Genomic DNA, 18,277 nt, shown 5'->3' with positions numbered 1-18,277 from the left:
ACTTTAAGATGTTATGCTTGTTCCGTTACTGGTTTTCTTTTTTTCATGTAGAGGTATAACCCTATAAAGGCTACTGTAAGAATGGCAGGAAGGATCGACATCGTTCTAAGGGCTTCCGTCGCATTGGCATCGTCCATAAGTTTACCCATTACAGGAAGCACGATGGAAACCGATAACATTCCGGCCCCGCCCATAATCGACAAGCCCAAAGCCCCGGTTTGGGGAAGGTATTCCGCCACAAAACCGAGCATAGTGGGCCAGAAAAAGGTAACGCCTACGGCAAAAACACCAGCGGCGGCAAAGGTCATAGCGCCACTTGTTATGGTAAGCAGCCATAGGCCGATAAAAGTGAAAATCGCCGAAAAAACCAGCATTCCGGTAGGCTGCAATTTATGAATAACAGGACCGGCAAAAGCCCGGCCTAGGGCCATTATTCCATTAATGAACGCCAAAATCAACAACGGGTTCGAAACCGAGGTTTTCAAGAGTGACTCTATCCGCTGGGTAGTTCCCAATTCCGATGCTGCGGTGAGCATCATGCATATAACCATGAATATAAACAGCGGGTTCGCTAGGCTGGAATACATTTTTTTTGAACTAACTCCCATTTGTACCCTTTCCGTAACGGGGAACTTTTGACCCAAGAACAAGATGGCGTATGCAATTAATGGTATGAACAATACGCCGACCATGATTTGCCAACTCAACCCCATAACATCCATAACCAACCAACCGACTATCGCCCCGATTACGATTCCTCCGGGAAACCAAACATGAAAGCGGTTCAACATTTTTGTTTTGTCCTTGGTGTACATCGATGCGATCATTGGGTTCAGTGCGGCTTCTACCAAACCATTGCCAATACCCACGAATAAAGTTGCGATGAACAAAGAGGTCATATCACTCGCCATAATGGTCCAAACAATACCAATCGCGTGCATGATAAATGCCAGCCAAGTAATCTTCTTTATCCCTAGCGTGTCAACCAAAGGTCCTCCGAAAAGCATGGCAAGCGTAAAGCCCCAAAAGGCCGGGGTAAACGCATAACCGATTTGCTCAAGCGTTAAACCTACACCCTCCGGACCAAATACAGTTTCGAGTCTGGCCCTAATGGCAAAAGTCATTGCCGTAACGATTAGGGCCATACATGATGCAAGAAACAGGCGATTTTTATTAATTTGTTCTTTCATAACTTCAAATTAGTTGGTTGATAATTATTTACTTCTAGGTTAGGCCTTGACAATTTATAAAAATTCTAAGAGTTATAGGCGATTTTCTTGTTTTTGAACAAAACCGTAAATAAAAGTTCTACTACCGACGCGAATCTGGCGGAATGGCCAAAAGGTTTTCCGATTATGGGTGCCATCCCCGATTGAGATGGGTGACAGCGATTTTACGTGCCAGCTGAAAACTGCCGAACATATCAACCCGCTCAGGCTGCTATGGGGACCAAGTTATGAACGGTTAGATTACCCCCTTAAGATAATCGTTCAGGTTACGAACCACCCTCCTTAGAGGAAGAATTCTAAGAGCATTAGTAAGCTATAGCTGGGTGCGCACTGTAGTTCTCATTGGTCTTTATCGCTTGTAGAAAATATAGTCTAACGGAAGAGGTTCGAATCCGTTTGCCCTGAAATCCGTCGCGATCTGTCCTCGGTGGTGAGTAGAATGATTGATGATATGAAAAAGCATTTCTTGCAAGGTGTTCGTAAATAGCCTGCCTTTGCTGTTCTCGTAATCGATGCCTATGTCAAAATCAGTTGCATTGGTCGTGATTTCAAAAGAGGCTCGTTGATTTTCGTAATGTATATCGCCCCAGACTTTTACCTCATGTATTTGCCAGACCTCATAAGATGCTTCTCTGCCCCTTATTCTGCTATTCCAGATATGATGTGCATTGAGCATATGGCTAAAGAGTTCAAGGCTCTTCATGGGAACACTATCCATACCGGTACAGGCTTCAATGAGTTTTTTGTTGCAATAAAAATTATAATCGAACAGTTGGTTAAAAAAGACTTTCACGGGTAGGTATGGTTGTTTGGTCGCTTGATCAGTTCATTTTTGTGGCAGCTTCGAGCAGCAACTCCTTGGTGGCTTTAATGCCCTCTTCCTCACCAAGAATCTTCCCTTCGTATTCTACACCGATAAAGCCTGTATACCCCGCATCTTTCACGATTTGAAGCATTTTCACATAATCGATTTCAGTTTCGTTTCCATCGGCGTCGAAATCATGCGATTTTGCACTTACCGCTTTAGCATGCGACATCAGTTCGGCAACGCCCTTATAGATATCGTACATTTCGGCGCAACCAGAGCCGTAATCCTTTGGGTCATTCCTCTGGATGCAAAAATTTCCGAAGTCGGGCAGGGTGCCACAGTTATCCATATTTACGGCTTCCATTACCTCGGCATGCAATGCTGCGTTCGATGACAACCCTCCGTGATTTTCCACAAGTACGTTTATATTTTTGGTTTTGGCATACGTACAGAGTTTGGTAAGTCCGTCAATGGCACTTGCTTTCCATTCTTCCGGCACCATGCTTCCGTTCAGGTTAACCCGTATGGCATGGCAACCCATTGCGGCTGCCGCGTCGACCCATTTTTTATGTTTTTCAACGGTTTCATTTCTTTCCGCTTCATTGTTTACAGCCAAATTACCTTGGCCATCGATCATGATAAGAACATTTTTTAATCCATGTTTTTTTGCCTCGGCATTCGATTTTTCGACGAAGGCGGCCATAGCCTCCTCCGAATAACCGGCGTCAGAAAGTTCTGGATTGTAGAGCTGGCTTACATATTCCAATCCGGTAAAGCCCCATTCCTTGGCTTTTTCGGCAAAAGTATACGGGTCTACCCCGTCTTCCCGTATCATATTATGTATAGACCATTGAGCCAAAGACAGCTCAAAAAAGGGTCTTAATTCTGCCGTTTCAACAGGAATGTTGTCGGCGCTTTTTTCGTCGGTCTTTTTTTCTTCCTTGCAGGAGTACATTCCGATGAGCATTAGTACGAATACAATTTGAATTGCGGATCGATATATATTTTTTGTTTTCATATTGAATAGTTGTGGTTTTGTGTCAGTATTTTTTTCAGGGTAGCTTAGGCAAACTAAATAAGTCCAATATCCATGATTTATTAGGTCTTCCGAAAAGGAACGAACTCTAAATGTAGAAAATTAAAATTTAATTTAATAAATTTAGAAACTAAACAATTCGATATATGAGCAAATTCTATTACAACCAAGAGGAATCCTCTTATGATGCTATTGTCGTGGGCACAGGGATAAGTGGTGGCTGGGCGGCGAAAGAACTCTGTGAGAACGGACTGAAGACCCTTGTTCTTGAACGCGGACGCATGGTAAAACATATAGAGGACTATGAGACGGCCAATTTGGATCCTTGGGATTTGCCCAACGCAGGACAACCCACTCGGGAAGATATTAAAAAACAAGAAAAGCAAAATAGGACAGGCTATACAACCGGCGCCGCGAGCAAAATGTGGTTTGTAAACGATTTGGAACATCCCTATAACGAAATAAAGCGCTTCGATTGGATGCGGGGCTATCATGTTGGTGGCCGTTCCTTACAATGGGGTCGACACAGTTACCGATGGAGCGACATCGATTTTACTGCGAACAGACGTGAGGGCATTGCCGTTGATTGGCCCGTTCGTTACAAGGATATCGCCCCCTGGTATTCGAAAGTAGAGAAGTATATAGGAGTATGCGGTGAGCCCTTAGGATTGAAGCAATTACCGGACAGTGAGTTTTTACCCATGATGCCGTTAAACTGCGGCGAACAGCATTTTCGCGAGAAGGTGGCCGAACATTTTGATGGTCGCGTAGTTACGGCTGGCCGAGTAGCCCACATCACGGGAACCAAGGAGTTTGATGGGCGAAGCAAATGCCAATACAGAAATAGGTGTATCAGAGGGTGTCCGTTCGGGGCATACTTCAGTAGTCTTTCCTCTACCCTTCCCGCTGCGGAAAAAACGGGGAATATGACGTTGCGACCCGATTCGATCGTACATGAGGTGATGTATGATCCGGATACTAAAAAGGCGACCGGCGTAAAGGTGATCGATAGACTTACCAAAGAGACTTTCGAGTTCAAGGCAAAGGTGATTTTCCTATGTGCCTCCGCAATTGCATCCACATCTATTCTTATGCAGTCGAAATCGGATCGCTTTCCGAACGGAATGGGCAACGACTCCGATCAATTGGGACGTAATATCATGGACCACCATTTAGGTGTTGGGGCCTCTGGTAAGCTGGAAGGTTTTGAAGATAAATATTATAAGGGTAGAAAGCCCAATGGTATCTATCTACCTCGATTCAGGAATTTGGGTGGTGACAGTGATCGCACCGATTACAAAAGAGGTTTTGGCTATCAGGGAGGTGCCGGTAGGGGCGACTGGCAAGATAGTATCGCTGAACTATCCCATGGTAAGGATCTTAAAGAGGCAATTTTGAAGCCAGGCGGTTGGCGCTTTGGTATGACGGGTTTTGGGGAGGTACTCCCCTATGAGGATAATCGTTTTACGCTCGATTATGATAAAAAGGATGCTTGGGGTCTGCCCACGGTCACCTTTGATGCCGAGTTCAAGGAAAACGAATGGAACATGCGGAAAGATATGAAACAGTCCGCGGTCGATATGCTGGAAGCTGCCGGTATGAAGGATGTAGAACCATATGATAATCCAGGCGCTTTGGGTCTTGGTATTCATGAAATGGGAACTGCACGCATGGGAAGAAATCGAAAAACATCAGTATTGGATGGTAATAATGCCTTGCATGATGTACAGAACGTATATGTAACGGACGGCTCTTTTATGACCTCCGCCAGCTGTGTAAACCCATCTTTAACGTATATGGCTTTTACCGCCAGAGCAGCGAACCACGCTGCCGAACAACTCAAAAAAGGAATTATATAATGGATAGAAGAAAAGCACTTAGAAGTATGGGCCTTGCCATGGGATACACTGTGGCCACACCAACCTTGATCAGTTTAATGCAAAGTTGTAAGGGCGAACCAGTATTGGAATGGACACCTGATTTTTTCACAAAGGAAGAGGGGGCCGTTTTGACCAAACTTGTAGATATTATTCTACCCAAGACCGACACGCCTTCGGCATCCGAAGTTCAGACAAACATTTTTATAGATCGTTTCTCCAATGAGGTCATGGAAAAAGAACAGCAAGATTTCCTTAAAATGACCATGGGCCGATTTATGGATAAGAGTATGAAAGATGGTGGGAAAGAAAAAGCAACGGACCTTACCGCCGAGGATTTAGAAAAAACCTTGGCCGAAGCACTTAAGGTCACGAAAGAAGATCAAGTGAAAATGTTCGAAACGATCAATTCGTACAACGAGGCGATCGCAAAGGGTGAAACTCCGAACTTAGAGGACAACATAGCACAGTTCGCCTTTGCTAATAACCTTCGGGGAATGACGATTTGGGGTTATAAGACTTCCGAATACGTTGGAGAAGAGGTCTTGGCGTATCTTCCGGTTCCCGGTGAGTACATTGCTTGTGGAGATCTACAGGAACTTACAGAAGGTAAAGCGTGGTCTCTTTAAATATTTAAATGAAACGAAGAAGTTTTATTCAAAAAACGGCCTTGACCGGCGGAGCTGTTTCGCTTGGCGGGGCTTTTGCTTACGGTGCCAAACCGGACTCTCCAATGAAACATTCGTTCAATCTCAAATATGCACCGCACTTAGGCATGTTTCAACACCATGCGGGAGAAGACCCTATCGCGCAGTTGAATTTCATGGCCGATCAAGGTTTTACCGCATTCGAGGATAATGGTATGCGAGGCCGCGAAATAGCCTTGCAAGAAAAGATGGCAAAAACGATGCAAGAGCGCGGTCTTGAAATGGGCGTTTTCGTTGCCCACGATATCTATTGGAAGGAGCCCAATTTAGCTTCTGGCGACGCTGAGAAGCGCGCTGAATTTTTGGAGCATATACGGCAATCGGTGGAAGTTGCCAAACGAGTCAATGCAAAATGGATGACCGTTGTACCTGGGCATGTGGATTTAGGCCTCTCCATGGGATACCAGACGGCGCATGTCGTCGAATCGTTAAAACAGGCCTCGGCAATACTCGAACCGCACGGATTGATTATGGTACTGGAACCCTTGAATTTTAGAAATCATCCGGGACTTTTTCTTACGGGTTCCCCGCAGGCATACGAGGTATGCAAAGCAGTAGGTTCCCCCTCATGCAAAATACTTTTCGATATTTACCACCAACAAATCCAAGAAGGGAATCTGATTCCTAATATGGAAGCTTCTTGGGATGAAATCGCTTATATCCAAATTGGAGACAATCCTGGTCGCAAAGAACCTACTACAGGGGAAATCAACTACAACAACGTCTTTAAGTTCATCCATAGCAAAGCATTTACCGGGATTTTGGGAATGGAGCACGGTAATTCCAAAGAAGACAAAGCAGGGGAGCAGGCCGTTATCGATGCGTATAAAAAGGTCGATGACTTTCTTTAATCCGCTCTTTTCAATAGTGCTGTGTTTATAGTTCTACTCGAATAGTCTAGTAACAAATCTAGCTACTCGATTTCGGGAGTATTCAATCGCGCGATCGATGTGTTGATTTCTTCTTGCGACAATTCATGCTTAACGATTTTTCCCGCAAAATAATCATCATAGGCTTTCATGTCAAAATTGCCATGACCACAAAGGTTGAACAAGATGGTTTTGGAAACTCCCTCTTCCTTGCACTTTTTCGCTTCAGCGATTACGGTTGCAATACCATGCGTAGCCTCGGGAGCGGGTATGATTCCCTCTGTTTTGGCGAATAGCACTCCTGCCTCGAACACTTCCAAATTGTCATGGGCCACTGCTTCTATTAAATTGTCCTTCAATAATTGGCTAACGATAACACCGGCACCATGATATCGAAGTCCACCCGCGTGAATGGGCGCGGGAACGAAATCGTGCCCTAAGGTATACATCGGCAACAATGGGGTCATTCCGCCCGTATCTCCGAAATCGTATCTGAAGACACCTCTGGTCAATTTAGGGCAAGAGGTCGGCTCACTGGCGATACAGCGTATGTTTTTGCCTTCTTCTAAATTCAACCGTAAAAACGGAAAAGCCAGCCCGGCGAAATTAGAGCCTCCCCCAAAAGGGGCGACTACGATATCGGGCATATCGCCGGCTTTTTCCATCTGTTTGATGGCTTCCTGTCCAATTATTGTCTGGTGTAATTTTACATGGTTGAGCACACTTCCCAAGGCATATTTAGTGTCTTCGCGTTGGGCGGCCATTTCTACGGCCTCAGAAATGGCGATTCCGAGCGAACCGGGACTCTCCGGGTTTTCGGCTAGTATTTTTCGACCCGCCTCTGTAAGATTGGTCGGCGAGGCAAATACATTCGCCCCCCAGGCGTTCATCATCGATTTTCGATAAGGCTTGTGATTATAGGAAAGCTTCACCATATATACATCGCAGGCAATACCGAAATGTTGGCACGCAAAGCTCAACGCACTACCCCATTGACCTGCTCCGGTTTCGGTGGTGATTCTTTTCACGCCTTCCTGTTTGCTGTAATAGGCTTGAGGAACCGCTGTATTGGGCTTGTGCGAACCCGAAGGACTAACGCCCTCGTATTTGTAATAGATTTTGGCCGGAGTGTCCAATGCCTTCTCAAGTTCGTATGCGCGGTACAAAGGGGTAGGTCTCCATAAGGAATAGAGATGACGTACCTCATCGGGAATCGAAACCCATTTTTCCGTGCTTACTTCCTGTTCGATGAGCGCCATGGGAAATAAAGGCGATAAAGCTTCAGGACCGATAGGTTCCAAGGTACCCGGATGCAATGGTGGAAGAGGTTTATTGGGCATATCGGCAACGATATTATACCAATTTTCAGGAATTTCGTTTTCGGAGAGCGTAAATTTACGTTGCTTCATAGCGTTCGAAAGGTTGGTTAGCAGTTTAAATATACTAAAACAGCATTATTATTTTAGTGGTAAATGGGTTTCAAGACCGTATTTCATCCGATAAACGAAAAATGTAGTGTGTTTCATCGAATATATTGACACTTTTCGATGTAACGCACAATACAAAAGTAAGATACGTCCGATATGATGCGTTCTTAATCGCATGACCCCATATCTATACCTACTTATAGCCTATATTGTTTTATTGCTAGCTTCTAGAATGTCTTTTCGCTTTTATGTTAAAAAGCGCATTGAGTATTAGATTTGAAAGACTAGTATGAAATAAGGCATGGGCCCGATAGTCCGGACTATTGCGGCACCCTGTAAATTATAACATTATTTTAACTAATTCCCGCATTTTTTTTGTGGGAAAATACGTCTTTTGTGCCTGTTATGTATTATTTTTGTCGCTTAACCGTTCAAAAAGTCGGATGAGCGTCATCTTTTTATACGTTTTGTCCGTATATAGTATAAGTTAACTTACATCGATCATTACCAACACATGGATAAGACGCTTATCATCTTATTGATATACGTTCTGGCTTACGGCTTTGCCCAAGTAATGAAACCGTATATTACAAAAACAAAGTAATACCCTTTGTTTACATCTCTTAAATGTGCCCCTTTGTTCTTTTGGCACATTCTTTCTATGTCCGCGAAATACAAATTTTTCAAATTTATCCTCTAATATATTGATGCCACTTGTCAGTAACATTTTTATCACAGCTGAAGGATATAAGACGTAATTGTCGAAAAAAAGTAATTTTATAGAATAAGTAGGATGAAAGGGCGATAGGTATTTTCCCGCTCTATTTAATCGATATAAAAACCCTAGCAAACCAGTTTTCAGGTCGCTAGGGTTTATTTTATGGAATCAAATCGTAAGAACTCAAAAATATATTTCGATTGCCGAGGAATATGTCCTTCCACTACTTTTAAGTCTTAAACTTACTGACTTGTATAGTAGGATTCAGAGACCGACCAAGGGCATTTATGAACCGCACATCAAACAATCATCATCGGCTTGGCCTTCTTTCGCCCTTGCGATCATTTCTTTCATTTCCTGAGGCGACATTGGTTGAATGTCCGTTTCGGTCTGTGCGGCCAAAGGAGTGGTTTGAACTGGTAGCGCTGCGGCCTCCTCCGCTGTAGGCGGCGTTGCGGCAACTACCTCGGCCTCTGCGGCGACACTCACCGGCATTTCCTTTTTCTTCGTATTGTCGAGGGTGAATTTTATAGCATCTACCGCAGCTTTGGTACGTAAATAATACATGCCGGTTTTTAAGCCGCTCTTCCATGCATAAAAGTGCATCGAGGTAAGTTTGGCGTAGTTCGCATTTTCCATAAAAAGGTTCAGCGACTGGCTTTGGTCTATAAAATAACCTCTGTGTCTTGACATGTCGATGATGTCTTTCATGCTCAGTTCCCAAACCGTCTTGTACAAGTCACGAATGTCTTGCGGAATGGTTTCGATGTGCTGTATCGAGCCATTGGCGCGCATTAGTTCCTGCTTCATATTCTCGTTCCATAGACCTAAGTTAACGAGGTCTTCCAAAAGATGTTTGTTCACTACAATGAATTCTCCGGACAGCACACGACGGGTGTAAATGTTCGAGGTATACGGCTCGAAACATTCATTGTTGCCCAAAATCTGAGAAGTAGACGCGGTTGGCATGGGAGCCACCAAGAGCGAGTTCCGTACGCCGTTCTTTTTTACATCCTTCCGAAGTTTCTCCCAGTTCCAACGTCCTGAAAGTTCTTCATCCTTAATGTTCCAAAGGTTGTGCTGAAATAGCCCTTCGGAAATCGGTGAGCCTTCATAGGAAGAGTACACCCCTTCTTCTTTGGCAGCTTCCATAGAGGCGGTAACGGCAGCAAAATATAAGGTTTCGAATATTTCTTGGTTCAGTTTTTTGGCTTCGTCGCTGGTAAAAGGCAAACGCAACATAATAAAGGCATCGGCCAAGCCCTGTACGCCCAAGCCAATCGGCCTGTGACGCATATTGGAATTTTCAGCTTCCTTAACCGGGTAATAATTTCGATCGATGACCCTATTGAGATTTTTGGTAACGCGCTTGGTCACACGATAAAGTTCTTTATGGTCAAATTCGCCGTTTTTGACGAACATCGGCAAGGCGATAGATGCCAAGTTGCAAACGGCTACCTCGTCCGGAGAGGTATATTCCATGATTTCAGTACATAAATTCGAAGAACGAATCGTACCTAAATTCTTTTGGTTGCTCTTGCGATTTGCAGCGTCTTTGTACAGCATGTAGGGTGTTCCGGTCTCGATTTGGGATTCCAATATTTTTTCCCAAAGTTCCCTTGCCTTTACCGTTTTTCGGCCTTTGCCCTCGGCTTCGTAACCCAGGTACAGTTTTTCAAATTCTTCACTGTGGTGGGTGAACAAGCCTGGACATTCGTTCGGGCACATCAACGTCCAATCGGCATTGGCCTCGACTCTTTTCATGAACAAATCGGAAATCCACATGGCATAGAACAGGTCGCGCGCACGCATCTCTTCCTTACCGTGATTCTTTTTCAAGTCTAAAAACTCATAGATATCCGCATGCCATGGTTCCATATAAATGGCGAAACTGCCTTTACGCTTTCCACCACCTTGATCCACATACCGTGCCGTGTCGTTAAATACCTGTAGCATAGGAACGATGCCGTTGGAAGTGCCATTAGTTCCGGCAATATATGATCCCGTAGCTCTAATATTATGAATAGACAGACCGATACCACCCGCAGATTGCGAAATCTTCGCGGTTTGTTTGAGGGTATCGTAAATACCATCGATACTATCATCTTTCATCGCCAATAGGAAGCAGGACGACATCTGCGGCTTTGGAGTTCCGGAGTTGAATAGGGTAGGTGTCGCATGGGTGAAGAATTTCTTCGACATCAACTCATAGGTTTCGATAACCGAATCCAGGTCGTCTAAATGTATCCCTACTGAAACACGCATGAGCATATGCTGTGGTCGTTCGACGATTTGACCGTTAAGCTTTAACAGATAGGAACGTTCCAATGTTTTAAAGCCAAAATAGTCGTATCCGAAATCACGGTTATAAATGATGGTAGAGTCTAATTTCTCAGAGTTGGCCATGATTACCTCATATACCTCATCAGAGAGCAAAGGTGCTTTTTTCCCGGTTCTGGGGTTTATATACAAATACAGGTCCTCCATGGTTTCGGAGAACGATTTTTTGGTGTTTTTGTGTAGGTTCGAAACGGAGATTCGTGCGGCCAATTTTGCATAATCGGGGTGGGTAGTGGTCATGGTAGCGGCGATTTCGGCTGCCAGATTATCCAATTCCGATGTGGTTACACCATCATAAAGCCCTTCTATGACGCGCATGGCTACTTTAAGTGGGTCTACAAGACCGTTAAGGCCGTAACATAATTTTCGAACACGAGCGGTAATCTTGTCGAACATGATTACTTCTTTTCTTCCGTCTCTTTTTACTACAAACATGTGGTTATTGCTGTTTTTTTGGTTAATGGATAATTTTGGTCTGTCTAATCGGTATTCCGGCTTTGGTATGAATTTTACCGCTGCTCGGTAGGGTCCAGGGTTTTAGAAACCCCGACCAATGGTCGTTGATTGTTATATATGGATTCAGGGATTTACCCCTAGAAGCTCTCTTGTTAGAACGAACTACACGACGTTAAAAATCGGCGTCAAAGCTAATTTTCTGCGCATCTTCATCTTTGTTCATCACGCCCGCCTTTTGGTATTCCGCTACTCTTTTTTCAAAGAAATTGGTTTTCCCTTGCAGGGAAATCATATCCATGAAGTCAAACGGATTGGTAGCGTTGTACACACGATCGCATTCCAATTCTACCAATAACCGATCGGTTACGAACTCGAGATACTGTGTCATCAGCTTTGAATTCATTCCGATTAAACTTGCTGGAAGCGACTCGGTAATAAACTCACGTTCAATGTCGAGCGCGTTGGTCAAAATTTGCGTAATTCGCTCTTTAGGTACCTTGTTCATCAGGTGTTTATTGTGTAGGTGCACGGCGTAGTCGCAGTGCATACCTTCATCCCTCGAAATCAATTCGTTCGAAAAGGTAAGCCCTGGCATCAAGCCTCTTTTTTTCAACCAAAAAATAGAGCAGAACGCTCCCGAGAAGAAAATACCCTCAACAGCTGCAAAGGCGATCAAGCGCTCGGCGAAACTAGGCGATTCAATCCAAGCCAAGGCCCAATCGGCTTTTTTCTTTATGGCCGGGAAGTTCTCGATGGCTTTAAAGAGAATATTCTTTTCCTTTTCATCCTTTACATAAGTATCGATGAGCAAGGAATAGGTTTCTGAATGGATGTTCTCCATCATAATCTGAAAACCATAGAAGAATTTTGCTTCGGCGTACTGCACCTCACTAACAAAATTTTCCGCAAGATTTTCATTCACGATACCATCGGAAGCGGCAAAGAAAGCCAAGATGTGTTTGATGAAATAGCGCTCGTCGTCATTCAATTTATTGTTCCAGTCGTTGAGGTCTTCACTTAGATCGATTTCCTCGGCTGTCCAAAAGCAGGCCTCACATTTTTTATACCATTCCCAAAGGTCATCGTGTTTAATGGGGAAGATAACAAAGCGGTCTTCATTTTCTTCCAAAATAGGCTCTAGCGCTGTTGTGGACATATTCTTGTTTTTTTAAAAAATTAGTGTTTTGAGTAGAAAATTACTCGCTGACTGGGTCTACAAAGATGGAAAATAAAGAGCGATAATTTGGGGGTGTTTCAAAGATTCCATCACAAAGTTTTTAACATTGCATGTTGAAATCTAGGCTGGCTACTGATGTACGCTGCTCTTTCCAGCGGAAGTGATTTTAAATGAAATTTCCAGTGAAGTTCAACAGAAAAAAATAAACCAAAAAGTATGTTTTTAATATACTTTTTGGTTTAATGAATATTCGCCAATTAAAACCATAAGATTGTATTGAGGGATTGCTAAGGAGCATATATTATGAACGAAAATAGACCGTCGACGATAGTGCCTGATAAGACATACGTTCTTACCACAATGTAATTTGGCCCAGCATAAACTGTTAAAATTCTAGGACCGCCAGTTGCATGTACCGTAGTAGAAATTATCCAATCATGACTAGAGACTGCATCAGGGACACGAATTTCATAGGTGCCCGTTTCCGTACGTGTAACAGTAAAATTACCACTACCTGACTCTATGGCTCCTGTCCCCCTAACTAGACCATAAGCAATGGGAATCATGTTAGCGCTTCCGGTATTGGATCCATGAACTTCCCCCGAGGTTTTGATATCGCCTACCACCTTCAATTTGGTGGTAGGTGTCTGTGTCCCGATCCCAACATTGCCATCAGTAGCAACGGTCAACTTGGGAGTGCCCTGTGTGATCAAGTTTACTTTGCCCGTCCCGTTTACGGGTGGTGTTCCGAAGTCCATATCCCGATTGCCGCTATATACTCCGGAAAGGCCAACATAACCTGCTGAATTCAGGAAGGTCGTATAATTATTGGAAGTGGTTGTAGTTGTTCGTATAGACACACCGCCATCCGTCTCAATATCCAAAGCTATATCTGGAGCACTAGTGCCAATGCCTACATTCCCAGTATTAAAAAAGAGATCATCACCATTTTCTGACCATAGCGAACTTCCGCTACCTCCGGCACTGATAACCAAATTGCCATCGGCATCGGCCATTACGTTACGTGTTCCTATGCCATTTAGACTGGCTGAACTTATGGCCCCACCAACATACAAATCTTGATAGGTCTCTACATTGCCAAGTTGATCGAGAATAAGACTGGACCTCCCTGCAGTACCAATTACAAAAGGGCCTTCTTCCCTATTCATGACGTGGGCCACTGGTCCAACAAGCCCACCATCAGCAAGTCCAATAATAAGGCCATCGCCGGACTCAGAACCATACGCATCAACGGTATACTGGGTATAACTTTCGAAAGGGTCATGAATTTGATGCAGGCCGTTGGGTATAATCCCGATACCCACCTTCCCCGTATTGTAATACACATCATCCCCATCTTGTGACCATAGCGAACTTCCACCACCACCGTCAAGACTACTCAAATCCACGGTATTTCCATCTTCTATTTCAAGTATGTTGGTAGTTGCATCAAAAGTAAGATTCTGGTCGTCGGTATCAACCAATCCCCCGGATGCCAATTCGTCCAAAGCGGCCTGAGTATCGGTAGCCGCCAGCCCAGAGGCGGTATTGTCAAAAGGCACTTCGCCCGCATTCTGGTCGTCTGTTCCGCCTGCTGGAATTATAGGGGCAAGGTCTACCCCTGTACCGTCGGAAATTTGTAATAGGGTACCTGAAAGTGATAGGTTTTGGTCATCGGTATCGACCAACCCGCTGGTAGCCAATTCGTCTAAAGCCCCTTGGGTATCGGTAGCTGTCAAGCCCGAGATGGCGTTGTCATAGGTTACTTCCATAGCGTTCTGATTGTCTGTGCCTCCGGGAGGTATGATCGGCGAAAGATCGATAGTGGAACCCGCGGAAATCGACAAGTCCGTTCCGACCAATGAAATGTCCTGAATCTCGTTGGTGGGGTCGGCATCGGCATCTACCCCACCGCTTCCGACAAGTTCGTCGATAGCGTCTTGTGCGTTTGTCGCCGTCAGTCCCGACACCGCATTGTTATAAGGAACTTCGTTAGCAGATTGGCTGCCATCGCCCGAACTTAGCGCATAGGGTACCGCCATCATTTCGGTAGTGCCGATTTCAGAACCATTGATTAGGACAGTTACAAAAGTAGCTTCAACACCCCAAGAGATGGTGCCATAATCCCCGGAAACGGCATCCCCGTTCCCGATTTTAAGGCTAAAAACGCCATTGGCGTCGGTGGTGACCGAATGGTTTTCGGCATAGGCGGCTGCTGCGGCCGCACTTCCCATTTTCAAGGCGATACCGATGGTCATACTCTCATTGGCCATAAGCTGGTTGGCCCCATTGCGGGCCACGCCCTGGTAGTTGATAAAGTTTTTTTGTGGTTCTTGGGCCATCGCGATTCCTGAGACGAATATCGCAACCCATAGGATGAAGTAATTTTTTTTCATGATTTCTCGATTCAATAGTTTCCTTTTAATGGAGTTTGAAAAGAGAGGTTAACATGAAAAGGCCAAAGATTTTTTAGGCTAGTTGTTTGCCAAAAATGCGGCTTCCAATTTTTGAAGTCGCCCTTCTTGGTCTTGAAATTTTTCTTCTTGATCAGCGATTTTTTTTGCTTGCTCGTCAATGATCTTCTGCTGTTCTTGAATTGCCTTGGTCAATACTGGTATAAAATCATTATATCTCAAACTCATAAAACCATTGTCATCTTTGGTCAATACGCCTTGGTCTTGATACCCCAGGTCAGATAAGACTTGTTCAACTTCTTGGGCTATAAAACCTATTTCACGTGTTTTTTTATTGTTATTCTTACGTCTATAATCTACCGGTCGTAATTGAGCAACCATATTAAGGCCATAAGGCAATTCACGTATGTGCTCTTTCCAACGCGCATCAGAAGTCGTTGTCCAAGATACCTGTATACCCGCATAAGTGATTTGTGTGTTGCCAATACGTACTTGATGCGACCCTGTTGTGTTTGGAACCCTTGCATCTGAACCCAGGCCAATATTGTTATCTCCGGCGGTAACCAAACTGAGCGCGTTATGCCCTATTGCGACATTATAGCTTCCGGTACTATTTTCCAATGCCTCACTCCCAATAGCGGTATTAAAACTACCTGTCTCATTACTTCTGAGTGCCCGAGCCCCATTGGCCGTATTTTGATCGCCCGTTGTGTTGAAAGCAAGTGCCCCACCCCCATTGGCCGTATTTAGCGCGCCCGTGGTGTTGAGAGCAAGTGCCCCAGACCCATTGGCCGTATTTCGCACGCCCGTGGTGTTGGAAGTAAGTGCGAATGCCCCATTGGCCGTATTTTGCTCGCCCGTGGTGTTGGATCGAAGTGCCGATGCCCCATTGGCCGTATTTCGCTCGCCCGTGGTGTTGGATCGAAGTGCCGATGCCCCATTGGCCGTATTTAGCGCGCCCGTGGTGTTAAATCGAAGTGCCAATGCCCCATTGGCCGTATTTAGCGCGCCCGTAGTGTTCAACAAAAGTGCCTCAGCCCCATTGGCCGTATTTCGCTCGCCCGTGGTGTTGGATCGAAGTGCCGCTGCCCCATTGGCCGTATTTTCCCGGCCCGTAGTGTTCAACCAAAGTGCCAATGCCCCATTGGCCGTATTTAGCGCGCCCGTAGTGTTCAACAAAAGTGCCTCAGCCCCATTGGCCGTATTTTGCGCGCCCGTGGTGTTGGATCGAAGTGCCGATGCCCCATTGGCCGTATTTCGCTCGCCCGTGGTGTTGGATCGAAGTGCCGATGCCCCATTGGCTGTATTTAGCGCGCCCGTAGTGTTGAACAAAAGTGCCGATGCCCCATTGGCCGTATTTTCCCTGCCCGAGGTGTTGGAAAAAAGTGCCGATGCCCCATTGGCCGTATTTCGCGCGCCCGTGGTGTTGAAAGCAAGTGCTCCAGACCCATTGGCCGTATTTCGCCCGCCCGTGGTGTTGAAAGTAAGTGCCGATGCCCCATTGGCCGTATTTCGCTCGCCCGTGGTGTTGAGAGCAAGTGCCTCAGCCCCATTGGCCGTATTTCGCTCGCCCGTGGTGTTGTATCGAAGTGCCGATGCCCCATTGGCCGTATTTAGCGCGCCCGTGGTGTTATATCGAAGTGCCGATGCCCCATTGGCCGTATTTCCATAGCCCCTGGTGTTGGAATAAAGTGCGTCTACGCCAATAGCGACATTGTTACCTGAGCCATCAGTAATGGCATTGGCACCCGCATTTAACCCTAGAAACACTGAGTTTCCAGCTGCTTTTCCATCTGATAGTTCGTTAATACTTGTTGCACCGCCACCCCCATTGGGCAAGCTTACCGTATTACCATCGCTTAGGCTCAGTTCGCTGGTGGTTGAATCAAAGCTCAAGGTTTGTATTTCATTGGTTGGATCCGCATCGGCATCATCACGATAGGTGCTAAGGTCAACAGTACCCGTACCACCCTCAATGCTCAATACGTCCGCCGTCAATTCAAGGTTTTGATCATCGCTACCCCCTGGTGGAACTATGGGCGCCAAATCAATGGTAGAACCATCAGAAATGGTCAGCTCGGTACCCGCTAAAGAAATATCCTGTAGTTCATTAGTTGGATCGGCGTCCGCATCGGTTCCGCCGCTTGGTAAAGTAACGGTCCCTCCGTCAGACAGACTTAATTCATTTGTGCCAATATCAAAGCTAATGGTTTGAATTTCATTGGTAGGATCGGCATCTGCATCGGTACCCCCGCTAGGGATGGTAATCGTACCACCATCGGTAAGGCTAATCTGGTTGCTTGCCGCATCGAAACTAATGGTCTGTATCTCGTTGGTGGGATCCGCATCGGCATCTGTACCTCCGCTGGGAATCGTTACCGTATTCCCATCCGACAGGCTCAATTCATTGGTACCCGCATCGAAGGCAAGGGTCTGCAATTCATTTTCTGGATCCGCATCCGCATCAGTCCCCCCGCTGGGGATGGTAATCGTACCACCATCCGTAAGACTGATTTGGTTGCTTGCAACATCAAAACTAATGGTCTGTAGCTCGTTGGTGGGATCGGCATCTGCATCGACTGTACTGCCTCCGACCAATTCGTCGATGGCCTCTTGTGTGTTTGTCGCCGTCAGGCCCGAAGCGGCATTATCGTAGGGCACCTGGTGGGCCCGTTGCGGCGCGTCGCCCGAACTAAGGGCATAGGGTACGGCCATCATTTCGGTGGTACCGATCTCGGACCCGTTTATCGAGACCGTTACGAAGGTAGCCGCACTGCCCCAGGGGATGTTGTAGTAATCTCCGGAAACGGCTTCCCCGCTACCGATCCTAAGACTGAATACGCCATTGGCATCCGTCGTGACCGAATGGTTTTCGACATAGGCGGCCGCAACGGAAGTGCTACCCACTTTCAGGGCGATACCTATGGTCATCGCCTCATTGGCCATGATCTGGTCTGCACCGTTCCGAGCCACGCCCTGATAGTTGATAAAGTTTTTTTGTGGATCTTGGGCGATCGCGATTCCGGAGAAGAATATCGCCAATAAAAAGATAAAGTAATTTTTTTTCATGATTTCCCGTTTTCAATGGTTTCCCTTTAATGGAGGTTGAAAAGAGAGGTTAACATAAACTTAAGGTGGTTTAAAAAAGGGTTTTCGTAATTCGGCATATTGGAAGAGACTTGTTCACAAATGAAAAATCACTAGACAAAATAAGCCAGA

11 protein-coding genes are annotated in these 18,277 nt (G+C 45.5%); 3 read left to right on the top strand and 8 right to left on the bottom strand.

All coding sequences use genetic code 11. From position 1 onward, the window contains the following. Positions 1-11: 11 nt before the first annotated feature. The 3 genes from FGM00_RS16390 to FGM00_RS16380 form a co-directional block, all read right to left on the bottom strand. Positions 12-1,190, bottom strand: coding sequence for an MFS transporter (locus FGM00_RS16390; protein WP_138853949.1), 1,179 nt, complete (start codon positions 1,188-1,190; stop codon positions 12-14). Between the two features lie 388 nt (positions 1,191-1,578). After that, a complete protein-coding gene (locus FGM00_RS16385) occupies positions 1,579-2,022 on the bottom strand; it encodes a DinB family protein (protein ID WP_138853948.1) in 444 nt (147 codons plus the stop codon). Positions 2,023-2,050: 28 nt separating this feature from the next. After that, entirely contained in the window at positions 2,051-3,055 is a 1,005-nt protein-coding gene (locus tag FGM00_RS16380; protein ID WP_138853947.1) for a sugar phosphate isomerase/epimerase family protein, read from the bottom strand. Positions 3,056-3,219: 164 nt separating this feature from the next. On the opposite strand from FGM00_RS16380, the gene FGM00_RS16375 reads away from it, so the two are divergent. From FGM00_RS16375 to FGM00_RS16365, 3 genes are read left to right on the top strand one after another with little or no spacing between them, the layout of a single operon-like run. Further along, positions 3,220-4,932: a GMC oxidoreductase gene (locus FGM00_RS16375; RefSeq protein WP_138853946.1), complete on the top strand. Its 1,713-nt coding sequence runs from the start codon at positions 3,220-3,222 to the stop codon at positions 4,930-4,932. Beyond that, entirely contained in the window at positions 4,932-5,579 is a 648-nt protein-coding gene (locus FGM00_RS16370) for a gluconate 2-dehydrogenase subunit 3 family protein (RefSeq protein ID WP_138853945.1), read from the top strand. Before FGM00_RS16375 ends, FGM00_RS16370 begins: the two co-directional genes overlap by 1 nt. Before the next feature lie 8 nt (positions 5,580-5,587). After that, entirely contained in the window at positions 5,588-6,508 is a 921-nt protein-coding gene (locus FGM00_RS16365) for a hydroxypyruvate isomerase family protein (protein WP_138853944.1), read from the top strand. A gap of 62 nt (positions 6,509-6,570) precedes the next feature. Here FGM00_RS16365 and FGM00_RS16360 read toward each other — a convergent pair whose 3' ends face one another. The 5 genes from FGM00_RS16360 to FGM00_RS16340 form a co-directional block, all read right to left on the bottom strand. After that, on the bottom strand, positions 6,571-7,935 hold the full coding sequence (locus FGM00_RS16360) for a TrpB-like pyridoxal phosphate-dependent enzyme (RefSeq protein ID WP_138853943.1): 1,365 nt from the start codon (positions 7,933-7,935) through the stop codon (positions 6,571-6,573). A gap of 1,021 nt (positions 7,936-8,956) precedes the next feature. Beyond that, a complete protein-coding gene (locus FGM00_RS16355) occupies positions 8,957-11,446 on the bottom strand; it encodes a ribonucleoside-diphosphate reductase subunit alpha (protein ID WP_138853942.1) in 2,490 nt (829 codons plus the stop codon). 193 nt (positions 11,447-11,639) lie between these two features. Next, positions 11,640-12,623, bottom strand: coding sequence for a ribonucleotide-diphosphate reductase subunit beta (locus FGM00_RS16350; protein WP_138853941.1), 984 nt, complete (start codon positions 12,621-12,623; stop codon positions 11,640-11,642). Positions 12,624-12,931: 308 nt separating this feature from the next. Next, the gene (locus FGM00_RS16345; RefSeq protein ID WP_138853940.1) at positions 12,932-15,040 is read right to left on the bottom strand and encodes a hypothetical protein; all 2,109 of its coding nucleotides are present in this window, start codon (positions 15,038-15,040) and stop codon (positions 12,932-12,934) included. Between the two features lie 78 nt (positions 15,041-15,118). Beyond that, positions 15,119-18,127: a tail fiber domain-containing protein gene (locus tag FGM00_RS16340; protein WP_138853939.1), complete on the bottom strand. Its 3,009-nt coding sequence runs from the start codon at positions 18,125-18,127 to the stop codon at positions 15,119-15,121. Between the last annotated feature and the right edge of the window lie 150 nt (positions 18,128-18,277).

It is taken from the genome of Aggregatimonas sangjinii, assembly GCF_005943945.1.
Lineage (GTDB): Bacteria > Bacteroidota > Bacteroidia > Flavobacteriales > Flavobacteriaceae > Pelagihabitans > Pelagihabitans sangjinii.
Note: the sequence above shows the minus strand (reverse complement) of the source record. Positions and strands in the feature narration are given on the sequence as shown.